Source organism: Coprococcus sp. RTP21204st1_G4_RTP21204_210225 (assembly GCF_040915385.1).
GTDB classification, from domain to species: Bacteria; Bacillota; Clostridia; order Lachnospirales; family Lachnospiraceae; genus Allocoprococcus; species Allocoprococcus comes.
Genome location: NZ_JBCPDP010000009.1, coordinates 77811 through 99841 on the forward strand (window position 1 = coordinate 77811; position 22031 = coordinate 99841).

The following is a 22031-nucleotide window of genomic DNA, read 5'->3' on the forward strand; positions in this document are numbered from 1 at the left end:
ATGAAAAGTCTTGAAAAAGCAACGGCAGATTATGAGAAAGCCAAGGAAAAAATGGAAGCATCCAAAGCCAGATATGAAGCAGATTTAAAGCGGTTCAAGGCTGCGGAGATTGCAAAAACAGAAGCGGAAAATCTGGAAATTGTAAAAATTATCCGTGCGATGGATATGAGCATTCCAGAGCTGGAAGCTTTCAAAAAGAGAATGAAAAATGAATTACCCGGCAGGGTAGAAATACAGAAGGAGGAAACAGGGTCTGATGATGAATTTAGAGAAGATGAAACAGAAGAAATCTAAAAATAGCGTGAAAAAAGGATTGCTTGCGGCAACAACGATTCTTTGCCTGACATCGCCTATGTTGCAGGCACAGAGTGTGTTAGCGGCAGAGAATACAGCACCAGCAATTACGATTGAAAAGCCAGATGGCTGGAGACAGGGGGAAACGACAGTCGCAATTACTGTGGATGCCAGTCATATGCCAGAAGGATTTTCTATCACAAAAATTGAAGCGAAAGCTGGGAAAGACGGAAGCTGGCAGGATGTGACAGGGAATGGAAGTATTTCCATTACTGGTAATCAGACGGTCTATGTGCGTGTGACAGATGGTAATGGAAAGGTGTATGAGCAGAATCGTTCTATTAAGTGTTATGACACAGAAAAGCCTACGCTTTCTGCATCTCTGACAGATGGTGTACTGACGATTCAGGGAAATGATACCGTTTCCGGCATTACTTCTGTGACAGTTAATGGCACCACTTATACAGATCTGAAGGATGGAATGCTGAGAGTGCAACTGACACAGAAAGATTTTACAACAAAACAGATTGAAATCACGGTAACGGATGGTGCCGGAAATACTTCTGAAAAGTATGTGTTGCAGAATCCTTATTATGAATGGGCAAAGAAGCAGGCAGAGAAACAGAAAACTTCCATTGACAGTAATGGTGCAATGGCAACCACGACCAGTGCAGATGCAACTGGGACTGAGAAAACAACGACTTCACCGCTTCCGCAGGATGCACAGGCTTCTGAGCCGACAGATGCAAAAGGAACCGTGGATGATCGGACAGTGACAGGTATTGAGGAACAGCTTAATAAAGAAGGCGAGACAGCAGATTCTGTTACTAAAACAGCTACGGAAGGCACAAAAGAGTTTTATACCATTTCAACTAAGAGTGGTAAGATTTTCTATCTGATTATTGACAATTCAAAATCTCAGGATAATGTGTATTTTCTTACAGAAGTCAGTGAAAAAGATCTGATGAACTTCACACTTTCTGATTCGGTGACACTTCCGGAAGTGGATACGGTTTATGCAGAACCAGAGAAAAAAGCAGAGGAAGAAAAACCGGAAACGACAGAGACAGATGAGAAAGATAAGGTAGAGGATGATATTCAGATGCCTGAAGATAAAAGTCCATTTGGAACGTATCTTTTGATTGCACTGGTTGCAGTCGGAGCTGCGGCAGGAGGATATTACTTCAAAGTCTATAAACCAAAACATGAATATGATGACGAGGATGAGATGGAAGAGGATGAAGATGAATCCGAAGATTCAGAGTCAGAAAAACGGGAAGTAGATGATGCAGATGAGCAGGAAGAAAGTACAGAACCGGAAATCCTGAGAGATGAAGATTTTGACGATAATGTGCTGGAAGATGAAGAAGAGGAGCAGGAGTAAATGAAATTAGTGATTGCAGAAAAGCCATCGGTTGCGATGGCACTGGCTTCCGTTCTTGGAGCCAGAACAAGAAAAGATGGCTACGTGGAGGGAAACGGTTATATCGTTTCCTGGTGCGTAGGACATCTGGTGGGATTATGCGATGCATCGGAATACGATGAAAAATATAAAAAATGGAGATATGAGGATCTGCCGATTGTGCCGGAATGTTGGAAACACAAGATTTTGGAGGGCACAAAGAAGCAGTTCGGAATCTTAAAGAAACTGATGAGAGATTCCAAAGTAGATGAGGTGATCTGTGCTACTGATGCAGGACGTGAAGGTGAGTTAATCTTTCGTTTGGTATATGAGCAGGCAGGATGCAAAAAGCCGATGAAGCGGCTCTGGATCTCATCTATGGAAGAACAGGCAATTAAAGATGGATTTGCGTCATTAAAAGACGGTTCGTGTTATGACAGTCTCTATCAGTCAGCACTTTGCAGGGCAAAGGCAGACTGGTTGGTGGGAATCAATGCGAGCCGTCTTTTTTCCGTTCTGTATAACCAGAATCTGAAAGTCGGAAGAGTGCAGACACCAACACTTGCCATGATCGTGGATCGAAATCAGAAGATCAAGGAATTTACCAAAGAAAAATATTATATGGCTCATATCAAGTTTGATGATATGGATGCAGTTACAGAGCATTTTCAGAAAAAAGAGGATGCAGATAAAGTGGCTGCGGACTGCATGGAGCGGATGTGCGAAGTGGAAAAGGATGATGTGAAAGAGAAAACAGTCCGCCCTCCGAAGCTTTATGATCTGACCACCCTGCAGAGGGAAGCAAACAGAATATTTGGCTATACCGCTCAACAGACATTGGATGCCGTGCAAGAGATGTATGAGCAGAAGCTTGTCACTTATCCGAGAACAGACAGCCAGTATCTGACAGATGAGATGGGAGAAAGCACAGAAACTCTGATTCAGATGTTACTTGGGGAAATGCCTTATGCTGAAAGCCTGGAATATCAGCCGGACGTGAGTAAGGTATTAAATTCAAAGAAAGTATCTGATCACCATGCGATTATCCCGACCATGGAAGTAGCAAAGGCAGATATAGGTAAACTGAAAGAACGAAACTGCAAGATTTTGTACCTGATCAGTGCCAGGGTACTGACAGCAACCGCAGATCCTTATATTTATGAGAGTCATAAAAGCCAGATTACCTGTAATTATCATACGTTTTATCTCACGGCAAAGAAAACAAAGCAGGAAGGATTCAAGGCAATCGAAAATAAAATGAAACAGTTCTTTGGCGTAAAGAGTGAGAAAGAAGAGCCGGAGCTGGATATCTGGGCAGGCAAGCATTATGGTCCCTGTGATTCTTTTGTATCGGAGCATTTTACACAGCCACCGAAACAGTACACAGAAGATACCCTGCTTTCTGCGATGGAACGTGCAGGGAATGAAGAAATGACCGAAGATACAGAAAAGAAAGGACTAGGTACTCCAGCAACAAGGGCAGCAATCATTGAAAAACTGATTCAGTCTGGTTTTGTGAAAAGGGAAAAGAAAAATCTGGTGCCGACAGATGATGGCAATGTGCTGATTACGGTTCTGCCGGATGAGATTAAATCTCCGAAGATGACAGCAGAGTGGGAAATGGCATTGAATCACATTGCCCAGAATACAGAGACAGCAGATGAATTCCTAAATGGGATTACAGAGCTGATGCAGGAACTGGTTGCCAGATATCAGGGTATTTCAGAAGAAAAGAAAGAGCAGTTTCAGGGAAAAGCAAAAGGAGAAGTCATTGGCAAATGTCCCCGTTGTGGAGCTGATGTAAGGGAAGGAAAAGTAAACTTTTACTGTTCTGATCGGAACTGTGCTTTTACCTTGTGGAAGAATGATAAATTCCTTGCAAGCCAGGGAAAAAAGATGGATAAGGCGGCAGCAAAGAAGTTCCTGTCTAAAGGAAAAATCCATTATAAAGATCTGGTATCCAGAAAAACAGGGAGACAGTATGAAGCAACTGTGGAAATGGTTGATCCCGGCGAGGGGAATGTGCAGTTCAATCTGATTTTCCCACAACGATAAGTAGTGTATGGCAGGCAGTCTAAGGACTGTCTGTTTTCATACAAATATTATGAAAGAGAGGACCTTAGCATGAAGAAAAAAGGTAATTTTAGAAAAGTAGTATCTGGCTTGCTGGCAGGCATGACAATGCTTAGTACCGTGTTGTCTCCGATGACTGCATATGCAGCGGAGATTCAGCCAGAGGAAAAACCGCCACTTTATGAGGAAGTGAAAGACCTTCTGGATGAAGATGAGGTGGTGACTGCCAAAGATTATGAAATCGAAACAGGCAGTGTATTTGATGTGAAATCAGACTACACAGGACTGGAAATCAAGGATGCTGACAAGGTTAAAGTCACATTCGAGGAAGCAAAGAACGACAAGGATGAGGATTTTACGACAGATCATGCGGACACTTACAAAGCGGTCTATTATGTGGAACCGGTAAATCAGGAGCATCCGAAGTATCAGATCAGCCGAAAGCTGATTGTGCGTGAGAAAGAAACAGAAGTGCAGACAGAAACTGCAGGGAGTGAAGCGGTAACCGAATCCGAAACAGCTGGCAGTGAACAGCAGACAGAAGAAGCGGAGGATTCCGAAGCAGACTCGGAGATTACCGATATTGATGCTGATGAATTTGATGATTTAGTAGAGCAGGCACAGAATCAGGATACCTATGATGAAGAATCAGGGTTAGAGCTTCACGATGTTTTGGAACAGGCAGGAGACGAAGGGGTGGATCTTGATTCTATGGAAGAGGGAGAGATTGCAACATTTGAAGCAGTTTCGGCTTATTCAGCAAGAACTACACAGCAGGTAACGATTGAAAAAGGACCTCTGTATAGATATGCAGATTATAATCTTGGAACCTATCTGACAGAGCCGTACTATATCAGCTACGGAAGCGTCAGAGCAACTGCGTATTGTGTACAGCCAGCAAAACCAGGACCAGGATCTGGAAATTATACAATCACAAAGATCGGGGACAATCAGGCGTTAGCAAAAGTGTGTTATTACGGTACAGATGCCGCAGGGAGCGAAAGTTTTTTTGCGAATAAACACACGGATTTCTCAGAAGGAAAAAGATTCATCATTATTCACATGGCTGCATCGTATGCCAATGGAAGCAGTGATGCATTCTATGGAACAAATGCTACAGGCGAGGCTTTGGCAAAAGAACTCTATAATTATTGTGTGAATAAGCCGGAAATACCAGATGTAGCGATGTCATTTTCAAAACCGAATGTAAAAGCTTATGTAGATGGAAATGTTCAGAGAACGGAGAACATTAAGTTCAATGCATCTTCCCAGCAGAAAATTACAATGGACTTACCAAAGGGAGTAAAGCTCCATAATGTATCTACTGGAAATGTAAGTGCGGCAGGTGCAAGCGTAACAATTGGAGGAGGAACCACGTTTTATCTCTCAGCTCCTCTGACACAGACAAAAGATGTAAGTGCTTCTTTTTCTACAAAGATGAAGGGAAGTATTACAAAAGATTATTCAGCATATAAATTGACTACGAATGCAAGTGTTCAGGATCTGGCATTTGTGTTTGGAGAAGGTGTCGCTGATGAAAAATATGTAAGCTTAAAGGTGTCCTGGATTGAACAGGCTACGATCGAAATCGTAAAGAAAGACGATACAGTGGATGTCAATCTTGCAGGTGCAGTATTCGGTGTATACAGCGATGAGGCTTGTACAAAGCTGATCACTCAGATGCCGGCAACAGATAAGAATGGAAAATCTTCTGTTACGATCATCAAGACACAGGATACTGTTTATCTGAAAGAGATCACAGCACCACAGGGATATGTAGTAAATGCAACGGCAACAAATGTAAAACTGGTAGCAAGTAAGACCTCAGCTGTAACCGTGGAAAATAAGGAACAGCTGGCAGAGCTTACCATTTACAAAGAAGGACAGGTTCTGACCGGAGCAGAGGTCAGTGAAAATGGAACGGTATTTCAGTATGAAAACCGCAGACAGAAAAATGCAGTGTATAACGTGTATGCCGGGGCAGATATCGTAACTGCTTATGGTACAAAAGTGTACAGCAAAGGTGACCTTGTAAAAGAAAACCTGACAACAGGTGAGAATGGTTCTGTCACACTGAAAAACCTGCATCTTGGAACCTACGTGGTAAAAGAAACAAAAGCACCGGACTCTTTCTATAACGGCAGCGAAGAAAAGTCAGTGACTCTAACTTATGCTGGTCAGAACAAAGAAGTTGTATTTGCAGATGTGACTTTTAACAACGAGAGACAGAAAGCAGATGTTTCTGTAGTAAAACAAGATAAAGACACCAAGAAACCACTGAAAGGCGGTATTTTTGCTCTGTATGCATCCGATGATATCAGAAATGCAGACGGAAGCGTTGTTGTGAAAAAAGGAACGCTGATTGAGAAAGTAACTACTGGCGCAGACGGAACTGCAAAATTCACAGCAGATCTTCCGATTGGATATTCCTATTCCGTAAAAGAAGATCAGGCGCCGGAAGGCTATGTAAGAAATACAGAAGATGTGTATACGTTCAAGTTTTCTTACACCAATGATAAAGAAGCAACCGTATTATTTGCCCATACCTTCAGCAATGACCGTGTGACAGCAAAGATCAATTTATTCAAAGTTGATAAAGAAACAGGAAAAGCAGTATCACAGGGAGATGCCACACTGAAAGGTGCAGTTTATGGTCTGTATGCCCGTGAAGATATCGTGCATCCGGACGGAGCAACCGGAACTATTTATAAAGCAGGAGAACAGGTAGCATCTCTTACAACAGATGACAAAGGACAGTCTTCTGTAAAAGGTTTATATCTTGGCAAATATTATGTCAAAGAGATCACACCGCCGACCGGATACCTGGCAGATACAGAAGAGCATGATCTTGTGTGCAGTTATGAAGGAGATATGACAGCAGAAGTAAAAAGAGAGTGCACTTCCAGTGAGCAGGTCATCAAACAGCCATTTCAGAGCATCAAAGCAGCCAACAATGGAAAGACCGATGCAGATCTGTTATTCGGAGCCGGATTTACAGTTTATCTGAAATCTTCTCTTACAAAGAAAGCAGATGGAAGCTATGATTTTGATTCTGCCAAACCAGTAGTGAGTGGAGAAAATGGAGCAACTGAGATTTTCACAGATGAAAAAGGGTATGCCTGCAGTATTCCATTACCATTTGGAAGCTATATCGTGCGTGAAACTACAACACCGCACAATTACAAGCCAGTCGATGATTTTGAAGTGAATATCACAGAACATCATCCAAACGAGCCACAGATCTGGCGAGTGCTTCTGGATGAAGAGTTTAAGGCAAAACTGAAAATCGTGAAAAAAGACGATGAAACAAAGAAATCTGTATTGATTGCCGGAACAGAATTTAAGGTATATGACCTGGACAACAAGAAGTATGTGGAGCAGGTAACAACTTACCCAGTGACAACTACTCACAAGTCCTATTTTACGGACAGCCATGGATATCTGATCATGCCGAAGAATCTGAAGATCGGACATTACCGGATTGAGGAAGTCAATGCACCGGAAGGGTACACAATCAACAAGAACTATGTAGAGATTGCAGTAGATGCAAACACAGCATACCAGATGGATTCTGAGAGCGGAGATGCCATTATTACGGTAGATTACGAGAACCATCCGGTAAAAGGAAAGCTGACGATTTATAAAAAAGGTGAGATGCTGACCGGATTTAAGAAAGATTTTGTTTATGAAGAAAGATACCTGAAGGGTGCAGCATTTAATGTCTATGCGGCTGAAAATATCTATACACCGGATTACCAGAAAGATGAAAACGGAAACAGACAGCTGATCTATGCAAAAGATGCACTGGTAACAACGGTAACGACTGGGGAAGACGGAAAAGCAGTTGCTGATAACCTGCCGCTTGGTTCTTACTATGTAGTAGAAAAGACTGCACCGGAAGGATTTGTCCTGAACCATGACAGATCAGAAGTCGCATTTGTCTATGCCAATCAGGATACACCTGTGATTGAACAGGAAGTGACTGTTGGTGATGACCGACAGAAAGTTGCAATCCAGATAGAAAAACAGGATGCAGAAAATGGTGCAACCGTAGCAGGAGCTGTCTTTGGTATCTATAACAAAGAAGATATCAAGGCAGATGGAAAAGTAATCGTGAAAGCAGACACACTCTTACAGGAAATGACTTCTGATAACGGTGGTCTTGCAGCATGTACGCTGGATCTGCCACTTGGACAGTATTATGTAAAAGAGTTAAAAGCACCGGCGGGATTTGTATCCTCTGATGAAGTTCTGAATCTGGATGCTTCTTACCAGGGACAGGATGTGAAGACAGTAAAACTGAAAACAGTGAAAAAGAACCAGCCGACAACAGTAGAAATCACGAAATCTGATGTAACAACAGGTGTGGAGCTGGATGGGGCAAAACTCACCGTTCTTGATAAAGAAGGAAATGTTGTGGATCAGTGGACTTCTGTAAAAGATCAGCCACATGTGATCAAACGACTGACAGTTGGTGAGGAATACACCCTTCGTGAGGAAATGGCACCTTATGGTTATCTGAAAGCAACGGATGTGAAGTTCACGCTGGAAGATACCGCAGAGATTCAGAAAGTAGAGATGAAAGATGAAGTACCGACAGGACTTCTGATCATCAACAAAAATGGAGAGTTTTTGGATAAAGTGACACTTCTGGACAATGTAAAAGGTACTGTGGATCATCTCTTTGAATATGTAACTGGAAGTCTTACAGATGTAACTTTCGATGTATTTGCTGCGGAAGATATCAAAGCGGCAGATGGTGTCAGTGAAGATTATTTCAAAGCAGATGAAAAAGTAGGAACCATTACTACGGATTCTAATGGTATTGCACAGATGGAAGATCTACCGGCTGGCAAGTACTATGTGAAGGAAGTAAAAACTGCCCATGGTTATGTGCTGGACGGAGAGCCGAGATATGTTGATCTTTCCTACCGTGATCAGGACACACCAGTCATTACTTATGATGAGAAATGGCAGAATGCCCGTCAGAAAGTAAAGGTTACGGTTGTGAAGAAAGAAAAAGATACAGACCGTGTCCTTGCAGGTGGTGTCTTCGGTCTTTATACCAGTGAAGATATCAAAAATGCAAAGGGCGAGGTACTCCTTGAGAAAGACAGTCTGATCGAGCAGCGAGTAACGGATGAAAAAGGACAGATTACTTTTACGGCAGATCTTCCGGTAGATGGAAAATACTATGTGAAAGAAATCTTTGCGCCGGACGGATTTGTTACAACAGAAGAAGTACAGGAATTTACCTTTGAATATGCCGGAGAAGACCAGGCAGAAGTAAGCTACGACTTTACTTTTGAAAATCAGCCAACCACAGTGGAGCTGTCCAAAACAGACCTGACAACAGGTAAAGAACTTCCAGGTGCACACCTGAAAGTAACGGATTCAGATGGCAATACAGTAGATGAATGGACTTCTACGGAAGAATCCCATGTAATCAAAGAACTGGTTGTTGGTAAGAAATACACCATGACAGAGACAAAACCGGCAGATGGATATGTCACTGCAGAAAGTATTACTTTCACAGTAGAGAATACAGCAGAGGTTCAGAAGCATGAGATGAAAGATGATGTGACAAAAGTAGAGATCAGTAAGACTGATATCACAGGAGAAACTGAGATTCCAGGTGCGAAACTGACGATTCTCGATAAGGATGATCAGGTAGTAGAGAGCTGGACTTCCACAGAGGAAGCACACTATATCGAAAAACTTCCAATCGGTAAATATACCTTACGTGAAGAGCAGGCACCGAAAGGATATCTTCTGACATTTGATGTGACATTTGAGGTGAAGGATACCGGAGAAATTCAGAAAGTGGCTATGAAAGATGATACTGCCAAGGGAAAAGTGATTCTCAATAAGGCAGATAAATCGTCAGGAGAACCGCTGAAAGGGGTAGAATTTGAAATCCGTGACAGCAAAGGAAAGGTTCTGGAAACCTTAAAGACAGACGCTGCCGGTCATGCAGAAAGTAAGCTGTATGAGATTGCCACATTTAAGAACGGCAAATATGATACAGCAATCAAGTATTATCTGGTGGAAACAAAAACACTGGATGGATACACACTGGATCAGACCAAGCATGAAGTGACATTTGCTTATGCGAATGACAGTACACCAGTCGTGGAAGTTACTTTCAATCTGACAAATGAGAAACCGGAAGTTCCAGAAACACCGAATACACCGGATACACCACAGTCCCATGAAGAGACAAAGGTATCAAATGCACCAAAAACAGGTGACAGCACGAATATTTGGCTGCCGATTCTGCTTCTGGTAATCTCCACAGGAGGTATGGCAGGACTTTATATCTGCAGAAAAAGGAAAAGCAAATAAGGAAAAGCAAATAAGGAAACCAACGGTTATGATTGGGAGCTTCTATTTGAGGCTCCCTTTTTCATACAAAAAAATCACAGAAAGGAATAAAAAACTATGATGAAAGCAATGGAAAAAAGACAGGAAGCACAAAAAAACCAGGAGAAAACTTTAAAGAGAATGATGGCTTATCAGAAGAAAGCCGAGCAGATGGTCAGCAGAAAAAGAATGAACCATCACATGATCAGAAAGGGGTAAAAGCGTATGATGAACAGAAAAGAATTTTATGAATATGTCAAAGACAATGTAAAGGAGTATCTGCCAGAGTCTTATAAGGACGCAGAAATCAAACTGCAGGAAGTAGAAAAAAACAACGGGTTGAAGTTGACAGGTATTACGATTCCAAACGGAGATCAGAGAATCGTACCGACAGTCTATCTGGATTCCCTCTACCAGGAATATATCCATGGAAAAGATGTAGACTCTTGTGTTGGCGATGTGGCTGATATGCGTATTGAGGCACAGGGAAAAGCAGAATTTTTTGATATGGGAGTTCCGGATATTCTGGATTATGAAAAGATGAAAAATAAGTTACAGGTAAGAATTTGTGATAAGGAATGGAATACCGATCGTCTTGCAGATAAAGTAGTCACAGAACACGGAGATTTTGCAGCTTATTATGCAGTAAACCTGGAGGAAAATGGAGAGGGAATCAGCAGTATTCCAGTAACTGTTTCTCTGATGAATGAATGGGGAGTATCTGTCGAACAGATTCAGGCAGATGCGATGATGGCAGATAAGAACAGAGGTGTGCAACTGGTGGATATGACACAGATTGTCGAATCCATGATTTTTGGAGGAACACCAAAGAATCTTTTGAATGAAAAACTGGATATGGAAACTGTGGAGAATCCAATGTTCTGCCTTACCAATGAATCTAAGATGAATGGGGCTTCCCTGTTACTGCAGGAAGATATTCGTAAACAGATTGGGGAATGTTTGGGAAGTGATTACTTTGTCATCCCATCTTCCGTTCATGAAGTGTTGATTCTCCCTGATAACGGAATTTTTCAGGTTCCAGAATTAAATGCGATGGTACAGGAAGTCAATGAGACACAGGTGGAAAGACAGGAACAGCTTTCTGATAAGGTTCAGTTCTGTGATAAAAAGACAGCAGTAATGGAAAATGCTGAGCGCAGGGAAGCACGTCTGGAGAAAGAAAAAGCAGCTGAAAAAGCGGAAGTAAAAGGTGGAATCCATGGAAGATTGGAGAAAGCTAAGGCAGAAATCAAGGCAAAAGAGTCAGACAAAGTGCCAAAGAATAAGTCAAAAGATCTTGCCACAGCATTATAAAGAGTAACAATGATGATTTTAAGGGGACTGTGCCAAGCAGTCCCTTATTTTATGAAAAGGAGTAGCACATGGCAAATAAATTATATGCAATGGAACAGCTGACGGAAGAGGTGGCAAAAGATGTAGCTGCCAGTCCGCAGGAATGGATGCGGTTCCTAAACACGGCATCCAGACTGTACAAATACACTTTTCCAGAACAGCTTTTAATTTATGCACAGCGGCCGGAAGCAACTGCCGTAGCATCCATGGAAATCTGGAATCAGAAGATGTACCGCTGGATCAAAAAGGGATCTAAGGGGATTGCCTTGATTGACAATACTTCCGGACCGAAAACAAAACTTCGTTATGTATTTGATGTGCAGGACACTTATAAAGTGCGGAATCTTGGAAAGGATCCTCAGTTATGGAATCTTCCGGTGGAAGGAGAACAGCTGGTGGCAGATTATCTGCAGGAGCAGTTATCACTGGAAGATATAGAAGGAGGACTTGCTGAAAGTCTGCATCAGGCAGCGAAGGAGAGTATGCAGGAATGGCTTCCAGATGCATTGGAAGAACTGAGACTGGATGTAACAGGGACATTTTTGGAAGAACTGGACGAACAGAATCAGGAAGTAGAATTCCGGGAACTGATGACCAATAGTGTCTGGTATGTATTACTAAACAGGTGTGGACTGGATGTACAGGAATATCTGGATGCAGAGGATTTTCGGCATATAACGGACTTCAATCAGCTGAAAATATTAGGACATCTGGGAAGTGCAGTCAACGAGATCAGCAGACCAGTTCTGATGCAGATTGGACGATATGTTCTGAATGATCTGGAAAATGACCTGAAAACGGTTGCAAAAGAAAAAGAAGTAGCTTATAATGAATTTAACACGTTAATTCGTGAAAGTAATACAGATAACACAGAAGATAGAGAAGAAAAAAAGGAGGAAACAGACTATGAGAGAGATCAGTTACAGCCAGAACGGAGAGTATCAGATTCCAGATATCAGCCTGGAAGAGACGAGAGGAACCATCGGCAAGTACGGAATGATGCGGAAAGAGTATCTGAGAAATCACAAGGTAGCCAGGTTCAACATTCTGACACTGCAGAACCGTCTGGACAGTCATCTGATGGAGATCGACAGCCAGGCAAGACAGAGAGTAGACGACCTGATGAACGAACTTCTGGAGAAAGATCCGGCACCGGACAAAATGGCAGACGGGATGGCATGGACCAGACACATGAACCAGATCAAGGCACAGGCAGAGGAGCTGGTGATTCAGGAGATTATTTACAGTTAAGTCTGTTCCCAACAGAAGAGGAACAGTTAGGAGAAATAAGGAAAGCGGCAGCTGCATTGGAACAGCCAGCCGCTTTTCTTATTTCCGATGAAGTGGTAAATGATATTCTCCGCACGGGAAGCGGACAGAAAAATACACTGTTTCATATTACAGCAAGACTGATTGAAGGTCTGGATAATGAAGAAATGCGGAGTTTTCTGAAAGATGAATATGGAACTGGTGGCAAAGGATTTACCATAGATGGTCAGAAAATCAGTATCTGGTATGACAATGATGGTATCCGTATCCGGCGAGGGGACTCTGCCAGAAGAAACTTTGACCGCATGGTTACGTGGGAAGAAGCAGCGAACAGAATTCGGGATATGTATGAGGATGGAAATTACGTGGATAATTTGATTTCCAATAATGCCATTGAACAGGAGCAGGAAGAAATGACCAATCTTCTTGCACTTCATTTTCGGGATACTTGCAGAAACTGGGAAAAGAAACAATCATATTCAGACTGGCAGGATGTAGTGAGTGGAGCATGGACAGATCAAGAGGAAGCAGATGCGATTGTCTATCGTTTTGAATGGCTGCAGAAATATATGGATGAGAATCCGGGAGATTATCACCGCTGGGAGATTCAGCATAATCCGGAATATTTCCAACGCTTTCAGGATCTTCAGAGGGAGCGTTCCTGGGTAGACCAGAAATTTACGGTCGAACGTCCGGCACTATCCTTTATCACTCAGGATGAAATTGACGCAGTGTTAAGAAGAGGCGGCATTACTGCAGGAGGACGTAACCGAATCTATGAGTATTTCATGGAACATCATGATATGAAAGATGCAGCTGAATTCCTGAAAAATGAGTATGGAACAGGTGGTTCCTCACCCGGAATACCAGGAGCAGATGCTTCCGACGCATCCCATGATGCAAAAGGATTAAAACTTGCAAAAGGGAAAATTGGCAGTCCAGAGGTAGAAGTTTTATTAAAGTGGAACAAGGTTGCAGAACGTGTTCGCCAGTTAATCCGCACAGATGATTATTTGTCACCGGAAGAAATGGAAAAGTACGAAGAACGACAGGAAGCACAAAGACTGGCAGATTTGGAAGAAGCACAGCAGATGTTAGGAGAACAGCTGGAGCAGGATACTTTGACAGCGGAAGATATAACTGATTTGCGATTAGTTGATTCAGAATATATGTCTGGTACCAGAACAAAAATCCACGATTTTGATTGCAAAGTTAAGGGAGAAGCGAATCGACTTCAATACACATTAGAATATCATGATGATGGAGAAGGTTTCACGATTCATACGGAAAAAGATGATATTTGGAATCGAATGTCAACACAAGAATTGGAACGTCTGGATGTAAAACTCGGACAAGAAGTACTTTATTATCATTATCACAACAAAACTGTAAATGCGGATACTTTAGATGAATTACGGGAAATCAGGGAAGAAATTATGGAGGAAGAGTCCTCGTATTTTACTGCTATTTCTCAACGTGTGTGGACAGATTATGATAAAAAGGAAAAAGAATTATCGGGAGAAGCTGAGGTATCGGAAGAAAAAGAATCTTTGGAAGAGATTAACGGAATAGCAGAACCGATTCCAGCAACGAACTTCCGCATCACAGATGATGAACTTGGACAGGGAACACCGAAGGAGAAATTCCGAGCCAATATCATGGCTATCCAGTTGTTAAAGAAATGTGAGGATGAGAACCGCAATGCGACATCAGAGGAACAGAAAATCTTATCCAGGTACGTCGGCTGGGGAGGTCTTGCAGATGCATTTGATGAGACAAAAGCTGCATGGGAGACAGAATATCTGGAATTAAAGACGGTTCTTACACCAGAGGAATATGCTGCAGCCAGAGCTTCCACCTTAAATGCTCATTATACACAGCCGATTGTGATTGAAAGTATGTATCAGGTGTTGGAGAATCTGGGATTTACAAAAGGAAATATCCTGGAGCCATCTATGGGAGTCGGGAACTTCTTTGGAATGCTTCCAGAGAATCTAAATCAGTCCAAACTCTATGGTGTGGAACTGGACAGTATCAGCGGTAGAATTGCAAAGCTACTCTATCCAGATGCCAATATTCAGATCAAAGGTTTTGAGAAGACAGATTATCCTAATGATTTTTTTGATGTGGCGATTGGAAATGTGCCATTTGGTGCATACAAGGTCAATGACCGTCAGTATGATCGCTACAATTTCATGATCCATGATTACTTTCTCGCCAAGACGATAGATCAGTTACGTCCAGGTGGCGTGGCGGCACTGATCACAACAAAGGGAACTATGGATAAGGCGTCACCGGAAGTCCGGAAATATCTGGCAGAGCGGGCAGATCTGTTGGGAGCAATCCGACTGCCGAACACAGCTTTTAAGGCAAATGCGGGAACAGAAGTCAGTGCTGATATCTTGTTTTTCCAAAAGAGGGAAAGCCTTACGAAAGAAATGCCGGAATGGATAAATCTGGATAGTGATGTCAATGGAATTACGGTCAATCAGTATTTTGTTCAGCATCCGGAAATGATTCTGGGTGAGATGAAAGAAGTGTCCGGTCCGTATGGTATGGAAACAACCTGTGCTCCAATGGAAGGAGCTGATTTGGAATTACAGTTACAAGAAGCTGTGAAACAAATTAAGGGAAGCATGGTACCGGCAGTAGATGTGGAAACAGAACTGGATGAGATGCCAGAGAGTATTCCGGCTGATCCGAATGTTAGAAATTACAGCTATACGGTGGTAGATGATCAGGTATATTATCGTGTCAACTCTTTGATGAATCAGGTGAAAATGCCTGCAGCCACTGCAGAACGTGTAAAAGGCATGGTTGCAATCCGTGATACCGTTCGTGAGCTGATCGCCATGCAGATGGAAGAATTTGTCACAGACGAAGAAATCCAAAAACAGCAGGAAAAACTGAATCAGGTGTATGATACCTACACAGCAAAGTATGGAGTTATTGGAAGTAATGCTAATAAACGGGCATTTTCTGATGACTCTTCTTATTGTCTGCTGTGTTCCCTGGAAGACTTGAATGAAGATGGAACATTGAAGCGGAAAGCGGACATGTTCACCAAACGAACCATCAAAAAGGCGGTTGCTGTGACAAGTGTGGAGACAGCCACAGAAGCACTTGCTCTGTCTTTAAATGAAAGGGCTAAAGTAGATCTCCCATATATGGCACAGCTGACCGGAAAGACCGAAGAGAAAATTACAGAAGAGCTGGTTGGAGTTATCTTCAAAAATCCACTGACAGACCAGTGGGAAAGCGGAGATGAATATCTCTCCGGAAATGTTAGGGATAAATTAAATACTGCGAGAACTTTTGCAGAGAATCATCCGGAATTCACATCGAATGTGCGTGCACTAGAGGCAGTTCAGCCGAGAGATCTGGAAGCATCGGAGATTGAAGTGCGTATTGGAGCTACCTGGATTGAACCTTCGGATTATCAGGATTTTATGCAAGAAACATTGCATACACCATGGTATCTGCTTCAGAAAGAAATACAGGTGAAATTCTCTGAGGTAAATGGTGAGTGGAGGATTACAGGAAAGAATGCCGACAGTCCCCAAAATGCGTTTGCCTATGCAACGTATGGAACTGAGAGAGCAAATGCCTATAAGATTCTGGAAGATACCCTGAACCTGAAAGATGTACGCATCTATGATAAGAGTGTCAATGAAAATGGTGATGAGATCCGTGTCCTTAATAAGAAAGAAACCATGCTGGCATCACAGAAGCAGGATGCCATGAAAGCAGCATTTAAGGACTGGATTTTTAAAGACCAGCAGAGACGTGAACGACTGGTAAAGGTGTACAATGAACGATTTAATAGCATCCGTCCCCGTGAATATGATGGCAGTCATTTGACTTTCCCAGGAATGAATCCGGAAATAGAACTTCGTCCGCACCAGAAAAATGCAGTTGCACACCAGCTTTACGGAGACAATGTACTTCTGGCACATGTAGTAGGAGCTGGGAAGACCTACGAAATGGTAGCGGCGGCAATGGAAAGTAAAAGACTGGGATTATCACAGAAGAATCTCTTTGTCGTGCCAAACCATTTGACGGAGCAGTGGGGTGCAGAATTCCTACAGTTATATCCGGGAGCCAATATCCTGGTTGCAACCAAGAAAGATTTTGAACCAGCAAACCGAAAGAAGTTCTGTGCCCGGATCGCTATGGGAAATTATGATGCTATTATCATTGGACATTCCCAGTTTGAGCGTATTCCAATCTCTGATGAACGTCAGGAAGCCATGTTACGGAAGCAGATTGATGATCTGGAAATGGCAATTCAGAGTGCAAGGTATGAACAGGATGGCGGACATTATACCGTCAAACAGATTGAAAAGACCAGAAAGACACTGCAGACAAGGCTGGAAAAACTGAATCAGAAAGAGAAAAAAGATCAGGTAGTTACGTTTGAAGAACTGGGAGTGGATCACTTGTATGTAGATGAAGCACACAGCTATAAAAATGCGTTTCTTTATACAAAAATGAGAAATGTAGCCGGGATTGCACAGAACGAAGCACAGAAGTCGGCAGATATGTTCAATAAATGTCAGTATCTGGACGAGATTACCGGAGGAAAAGGCATTACTTTTGCTACAGGCACACCAATCAGTAACAGCATGACGGAATTATATGTTATGCAGCGGTATCTGCAGAACAGTAAATTACAAAATATGGGACTTGGACTGTTTGATTCCTGGGCTTCTACCTTTGGAGAAGTTGTCACGAGCATCGAACTTGCACCGGAAGGAACTGGATATCGAGCAAAATCAAGATTCGCCAGATTCTATAATATCCCAGAACTGATGAATATGTTTAAGGAGATTGCAGATATCAAGACTTCCGATCAATTAAAGCTTCCAGTGCCGGAAGTGGAATATGAAACAGTGGTGTTGAAACCAACGGAACAGCAGAAAGAAATCGTAGAAAGTCTGGGAGAACGTGCAGAAGTTGTCAGAAACGGCGGGGTAGATGCCTCGGTTGATAATATGCTGAAAATTACCAATGATGGAAGAAAGTTAGCATTGGATCAGCGTTTGGTGAATGAATTATTGCCAGATAATCCGGAAAGCAAAATAGCAGTCTGTGCAGAGAAAAGCTATGAAATCTGGAAAGATACAGCAGCACAGAAATCAGCACAGTTGATTTTCTGTGATTTGAGCACACCGAAAGGCGATGGCAGTTTCAATGTTTATGATGATTTGAAGCAGAAACTGATAGAGAAAGGTGTACCGGAAAAAGAGATTGCGTTTATTCATGATGCAAATACAGAAGCAAAAAAGACGGAGCTGTTTGGGAAAGTGAAATCCGGACAGGTTCGTTTTTTGATTGGCTCAACAGCAAAGATGGGTGCAGGAACCAATGTGCAGGATCGTTTGATTGCCCTGCATCATCTGGATATTGGTTGGAAACCATCTGACTTGGAACAGAGGGAAGGACGTATTATCCGTCAGGGAAACCATAATAAAAAGATTCATATCTTCCGGTATGTAACTGAATCCACATTTGACAGCTACATGTGGCAGTTGATCGAAAACAAGCAGAAGTTTATTTCCCAGATCATGACCAGCAAAGCACCGGTCAGAAGCTGCGAAGATGTGGACGAAGCGGCACTGTCCTATGCAGAGGTCAAAGCACTGGCAACCGGAAATCCAGCAGTAAAAGAGAAGATGGCATTGGATGTGGATGTGGCGAAATTAAAGCTTTTAAAAGCGAACCACATGAATAACCAATACCGACTGGAAGATGATATTGCAAGGAATTTTCCGCAACAGATTGCAAAACTGATGGAGATCATTGACAGCTATAAGGCAGATATCGCTCATTTTTCTGAGCATAAAATTACAGATCCAGAGCAGTTTTCTATGGAAATCAGTGGCAAAGTGTTCACAGAAAAGAAAGAGGCAGGAGCGGCTCTTCTGGCGGTCTGCAAAGACATTAAGTCTGTAGATGCAGCTATGGACATTGGAAGTTATCAGGGATTTAACATGAGAATCCAATTCGACAGCTGGAGCAAAGAGTTTATCCTGTCTGTAAAGCATGAATCGGTAGCTAAAGTTCGGTTGGGAGCCGATGCCCTGGGAAATATCATTCGTATCAATAATCTTTTAGAAAGTTATCCGGAAAAACTGGCAGAAGCAGAACAACGGCTGGAAACGGTACAGGAGCAGATGACAAATGCCAAAGAGGAAGTCGGGAAGCCATTTCCAAAAGAAGAGGAGTTGAACCAGAAACTGGAGCGACTGTCAGAGTTAAATGCACTTCTCAATATGAATGAGCGGGAAGATACAGAAACAGAGCAGTCGGAATCAAAAGAGAAAGAAGAAAGACCGGCACGAGGTTCTATCCATGAGAAGCTGCAGATTTATAAAGAAAAGAGTCAGCGGGAAAGTGGCAAGGAAACCAGAAAACAGGACTTCGGTTTGGAATAAGTAAACAGGAAAGATGGCATAATTTGGTAGAAGAAGGTTCTGCCGGTTATGCCATTTTTTAGAACACAGGAGGAATTTGAATGGCGAGAAATATGATAACAGGAAAAGAAACGCAGAAAATGCAGGAATATACGCAGGAACAGATAGATCGTGCAGAACACATGGGAATAGAGATTCCAGCGGATGTAAAGGAACAGATTTTTGAATATGCAAATCTGATTGGCGAGGAAGAGAAAGTAAGGACGTTGGTAAGAAATCTGACAGATGCAATCAATCAGGCAGATGAAGATAAAGTAGAGGAACTTCTGGATGATGCAAAAATGGATATTCAGGACTTACCAGATCCAACCATAGGCAAGCTGGAATTACGTGACTATGGATATACAGCAGAGGATATGGTACCGCTCAGAAAAGAAGCAGCCTTAGATTATCACAGGATGGGTTCTAAGATTTATTGCTTGGGCAGCGATGGCGGTAAGGGAGAGTATGCAAGTAAAGAAATGATACAGGCACATGAAGGTCTGTTTGGCATGGAATCGCAGATGTGGGAACGGATAAGGGATCAGGATCTGGATTATGCCGATGAAGATTTTGGAGCATTTCAGGAGCCTATGAGTGTCATTGAGCAGGAAGAAGCACTGAAATTATACGATGCCGGAGCAGATATTTATCTGATTACTAATTTTTCGTCACCAATCTATGTCACGGAACGCATGGAAATCGAACGAGGACCGGAGCATTATCAGATGTCCATGGCAGAACGGGAGCGTTTCCGTAACCTGGAATGGGAAATGCAGAAATATCCGCAGATTCAGTCTTTGAAAGAGGCAAACCTGTTGTTAGGAACAAGGCGAACCTTTGGTATTTATCAGATCAAAGATGATTCACCGGGCGAAAATTATGCATTTATGAATATGAGTTTTATTGAAAGTCATGGTATGCAGATAAAAAAAGAAGATTATGAGCTGGTCTATGTTGGAGAATTACTGGGAAATACGTCACTGGATGATATTTTTGAAAGGTTCAACATTGATAGACCGAAAGACTTCCGTGGGCATTCCCTGTCTGTCAGTGATATCGTTGTTTTGAATGATGGGGAAAAAGTAACAGCTCATTTTGTAGACAGTATCAGTTTTGAACAGCTGGATTCTTTCCTGAATCTGGAAGAACAGGTTCTTAGTGAACTGGCATATGAGGTAGGAGAACGGTATTTTGCTATTCAGAGGACAGAAGAAGGATACGATTATTCCTTTTACGATGAAGATTTCCGTCTGATGGATGGTGGCGTCTATGAAAATGATGAAATTTCTATTGAAGAAGCGGCAGAGGAACTTTTGGAAGACGAAGGCTGGACTGGAGAACGCATCCGTGGGGATTATGATCAGTTGATGGAAAAAGTGAAAGAAATGGATGAGGTTGTAATGGCAGAGATTCAGAAAAGCCAGGGCGAATATAAGCCACTGGCTAAGGTAGAAGAACTGGAAGAGGCGAATTATAACATGATTGACAATGTACTTAACAATATGCCACTGAAGAAAGAACCTTATCTGGAATACTTTGCCACAGAATGTGATGAGTTCCATGATATGGGAGCTTATGAAAAAAGTACCGATGTTAATCAGATAGCTGCAGTCTATGAAAAATATAAGGAGAATCCAGAAACTGCGTATCTGGGATGCTCGATGGGAATTATCTATCGTGATCCGGAAGACAGTTACTACGATGATGCTGAATTTGCAATCGTAAAAGGAAATACAGTACTTGGAAATCTGATGGATGATGTTCGGTTTTATGGAGAGCTTGCACTGGTACGGGAAGGGATTGAGAAAATTCATGAAGCATTGCCGGACTACAAGTATGTACCGATGAGGGATGTTCGAGAAGCAATGTATCCAGAGAAGATGACCACAGAACAGCTGGCAGAGGCACTGGATGAGATTGCAGAAGCATTTGATCCGTATGATTACCGGGATCATGTAGAACCAGGGCAGGATACCTTACAGGAAGTCATGCTGGATCTGCAAAGTGGAAATGTTGGTTCTTATATTTCCTTTCTGAAGGATGTGATTGAAGAAGACTGTGAGCAGTCCGTGTGGGCAGGTGTTTTGCTGGAACGGCTGAAATCCTACGAACCAGATATATCCAAAGAAACAGAGCCGATGGTGTATGTGAATTACTGTGAAAAGCGGGAGCTGATGGAACCACGCTGTCAGAAGCTCTCAGATCTGGATTCCCGTACTGCACAGAAGGATAAGGAATGGTACGCAGACCGTAATCCGAGGACGGATGAGCCGATGGTAACAGCCCAGATGTTTTTTACTATATATTATGCGGAAAAAGGCGATAAAATGCTGCAATATTTCAAAGGGAAAATAGATATTGGAACAGGAAATGGCGGTATTTTAAGTCAGCTGAAACTCCAAAATGAACTGAAACTTACGGATGAAAGTTGGATTGGTTATCTGAAAAACAAGGGAAATGAAGAGTTTCAGAAGTGTATGGAAGATCTGACCGATATGCAGAACCATGTGCTGCCATATTTGCAGAGCTTTTGCAGTCTGGAAGAAAAAAGTGTGCAGGAAAAGCAGGAACGGCAGGTTGCAGAAAAGCAGGACAGCAGAGTAGAAGCGTCAAGAGCAGCGAATGTGACAAAAGGGGATAATGACAAAGCTGTGAAAAAGGTAGTTTCGAGTATGCAAACAGAAAAGAATAAAGCAACTACGAAGGCAAAGAAGCCATCTATTCATGAACGACTGGAAATCAATAAGAGAAAAATCCAAGAAAAGCAGGGAAAAGATGACCCGGAGAGAGGAGCTGATCGGGATGTAAGAACGGTATAA

Annotated in this window: 9 protein-coding genes; all 9 read left to right on the forward strand. The window is 42.4% G+C overall.

Features of this window, described 5'->3' with window-relative positions:
* The 9 genes from AB5213_RS10300 to AB5213_RS10340 all read left to right on the forward strand — a co-directional run bounded on the left by AB5213_RS10300 (position 1) and on the right by AB5213_RS10340 (position 22031).
* Positions 1–294 carry a DUF4315 family protein gene (locus AB5213_RS10300; protein WP_055180622.1) on the forward strand — a complete coding sequence of 98 codons (294 nt, stop codon included), beginning with the start codon at positions 1–3 and terminating at the stop codon, positions 292–294.
* A complete protein-coding gene (locus AB5213_RS10305) occupies positions 257–1678 on the forward strand; it encodes a CD1107 family mobile element protein (RefSeq protein ID WP_368276658.1) in 1422 nt (473 codons plus the stop codon). Before AB5213_RS10300 ends, AB5213_RS10305 begins: the two co-directional genes overlap by 38 nt.
* The gene (locus AB5213_RS10310; RefSeq protein WP_195548780.1) at positions 1679–3751 is read left to right on the forward strand and encodes a DNA topoisomerase 3; all 2073 of its coding nucleotides are present in this window, start codon (positions 1679–1681) and stop codon (positions 3749–3751) included.
* Between the two features lie 69 nt (positions 3752–3820).
* Positions 3821–10114, forward strand: coding sequence for a SpaA isopeptide-forming pilin-related protein (locus tag AB5213_RS10315; RefSeq protein WP_368276659.1), 6294 nt, complete (start codon positions 3821–3823; stop codon positions 10112–10114).
* A gap of 96 nt (positions 10115–10210) precedes the next feature.
* Positions 10211–10351, forward strand: coding sequence for a hypothetical protein (locus tag AB5213_RS10320; protein ID WP_173763164.1), 141 nt, complete (start codon positions 10211–10213; stop codon positions 10349–10351).
* Between the two features lie 6 nt (positions 10352–10357).
* Entirely contained in the window at positions 10358–11446 is a 1089-nt protein-coding gene (locus AB5213_RS10325; RefSeq protein WP_173763165.1) for a DUF5688 family protein, read from the forward strand.
* 945 nt (positions 11447–12391) lie between these two features.
* Positions 12392–12736 carry a TnpV protein gene (locus AB5213_RS10330; RefSeq protein ID WP_070102393.1) on the forward strand — a complete coding sequence of 115 codons (345 nt, stop codon included), beginning with the start codon at positions 12392–12394 and terminating at the stop codon, positions 12734–12736.
* Between the two features lie 431 nt (positions 12737–13167).
* Positions 13168–19191 carry a DEAD/DEAH box helicase family protein gene (locus AB5213_RS10335; protein WP_368276665.1) on the forward strand — a complete coding sequence of 2008 codons (6024 nt, stop codon included), beginning with the start codon at positions 13168–13170 and terminating at the stop codon, positions 19189–19191.
* Positions 19192–19271: 80 nt separating this feature from the next.
* A complete protein-coding gene (locus AB5213_RS10340; RefSeq protein ID WP_368276660.1) occupies positions 19272–22031 on the forward strand; it encodes a YodL domain-containing protein in 2760 nt (919 codons plus the stop codon).

Excerpts from the sequence above, each read along its gene's own strand:
- AB5213_RS10300 (WP_055180622.1), top strand. The coding sequence starts at position 1 with ATGAAAAGTCTTGAAAAAGCAACGGCAGATTATGAGAAAGCCAAGGAA.
- AB5213_RS10305 (WP_368276658.1), top strand. The coding sequence starts at position 257 with ATGATGAATTTAGAGAAGATGAAACAGAAGAAATCTAAAAATAGCGTG.
- AB5213_RS10310 (WP_195548780.1), top strand. The coding sequence starts at position 1,679 with ATGAAATTAGTGATTGCAGAAAAGCCATCGGTTGCGATGGCACTGGCT.
- AB5213_RS10315 (WP_368276659.1), top strand. The coding sequence starts at position 3,821 with ATGAAGAAAAAAGGTAATTTTAGAAAAGTAGTATCTGGCTTGCTGGCA.
- AB5213_RS10320 (WP_173763164.1), top strand. The coding sequence starts at position 10,211 with ATGATGAAAGCAATGGAAAAAAGACAGGAAGCACAAAAAAACCAGGAG.
- AB5213_RS10325 (WP_173763165.1), top strand. The coding sequence starts at position 10,358 with ATGATGAACAGAAAAGAATTTTATGAATATGTCAAAGACAATGTAAAG.
- AB5213_RS10330 (WP_070102393.1), top strand. The coding sequence starts at position 12,392 with ATGAGAGAGATCAGTTACAGCCAGAACGGAGAGTATCAGATTCCAGAT.
- AB5213_RS10335 (WP_368276665.1), top strand. The coding sequence starts at position 13,168 with ATGACCAATCTTCTTGCACTTCATTTTCGGGATACTTGCAGAAACTGG.
- AB5213_RS10340 (WP_368276660.1), top strand. The coding sequence starts at position 19,272 with ATGGCGAGAAATATGATAACAGGAAAAGAAACGCAGAAAATGCAGGAA.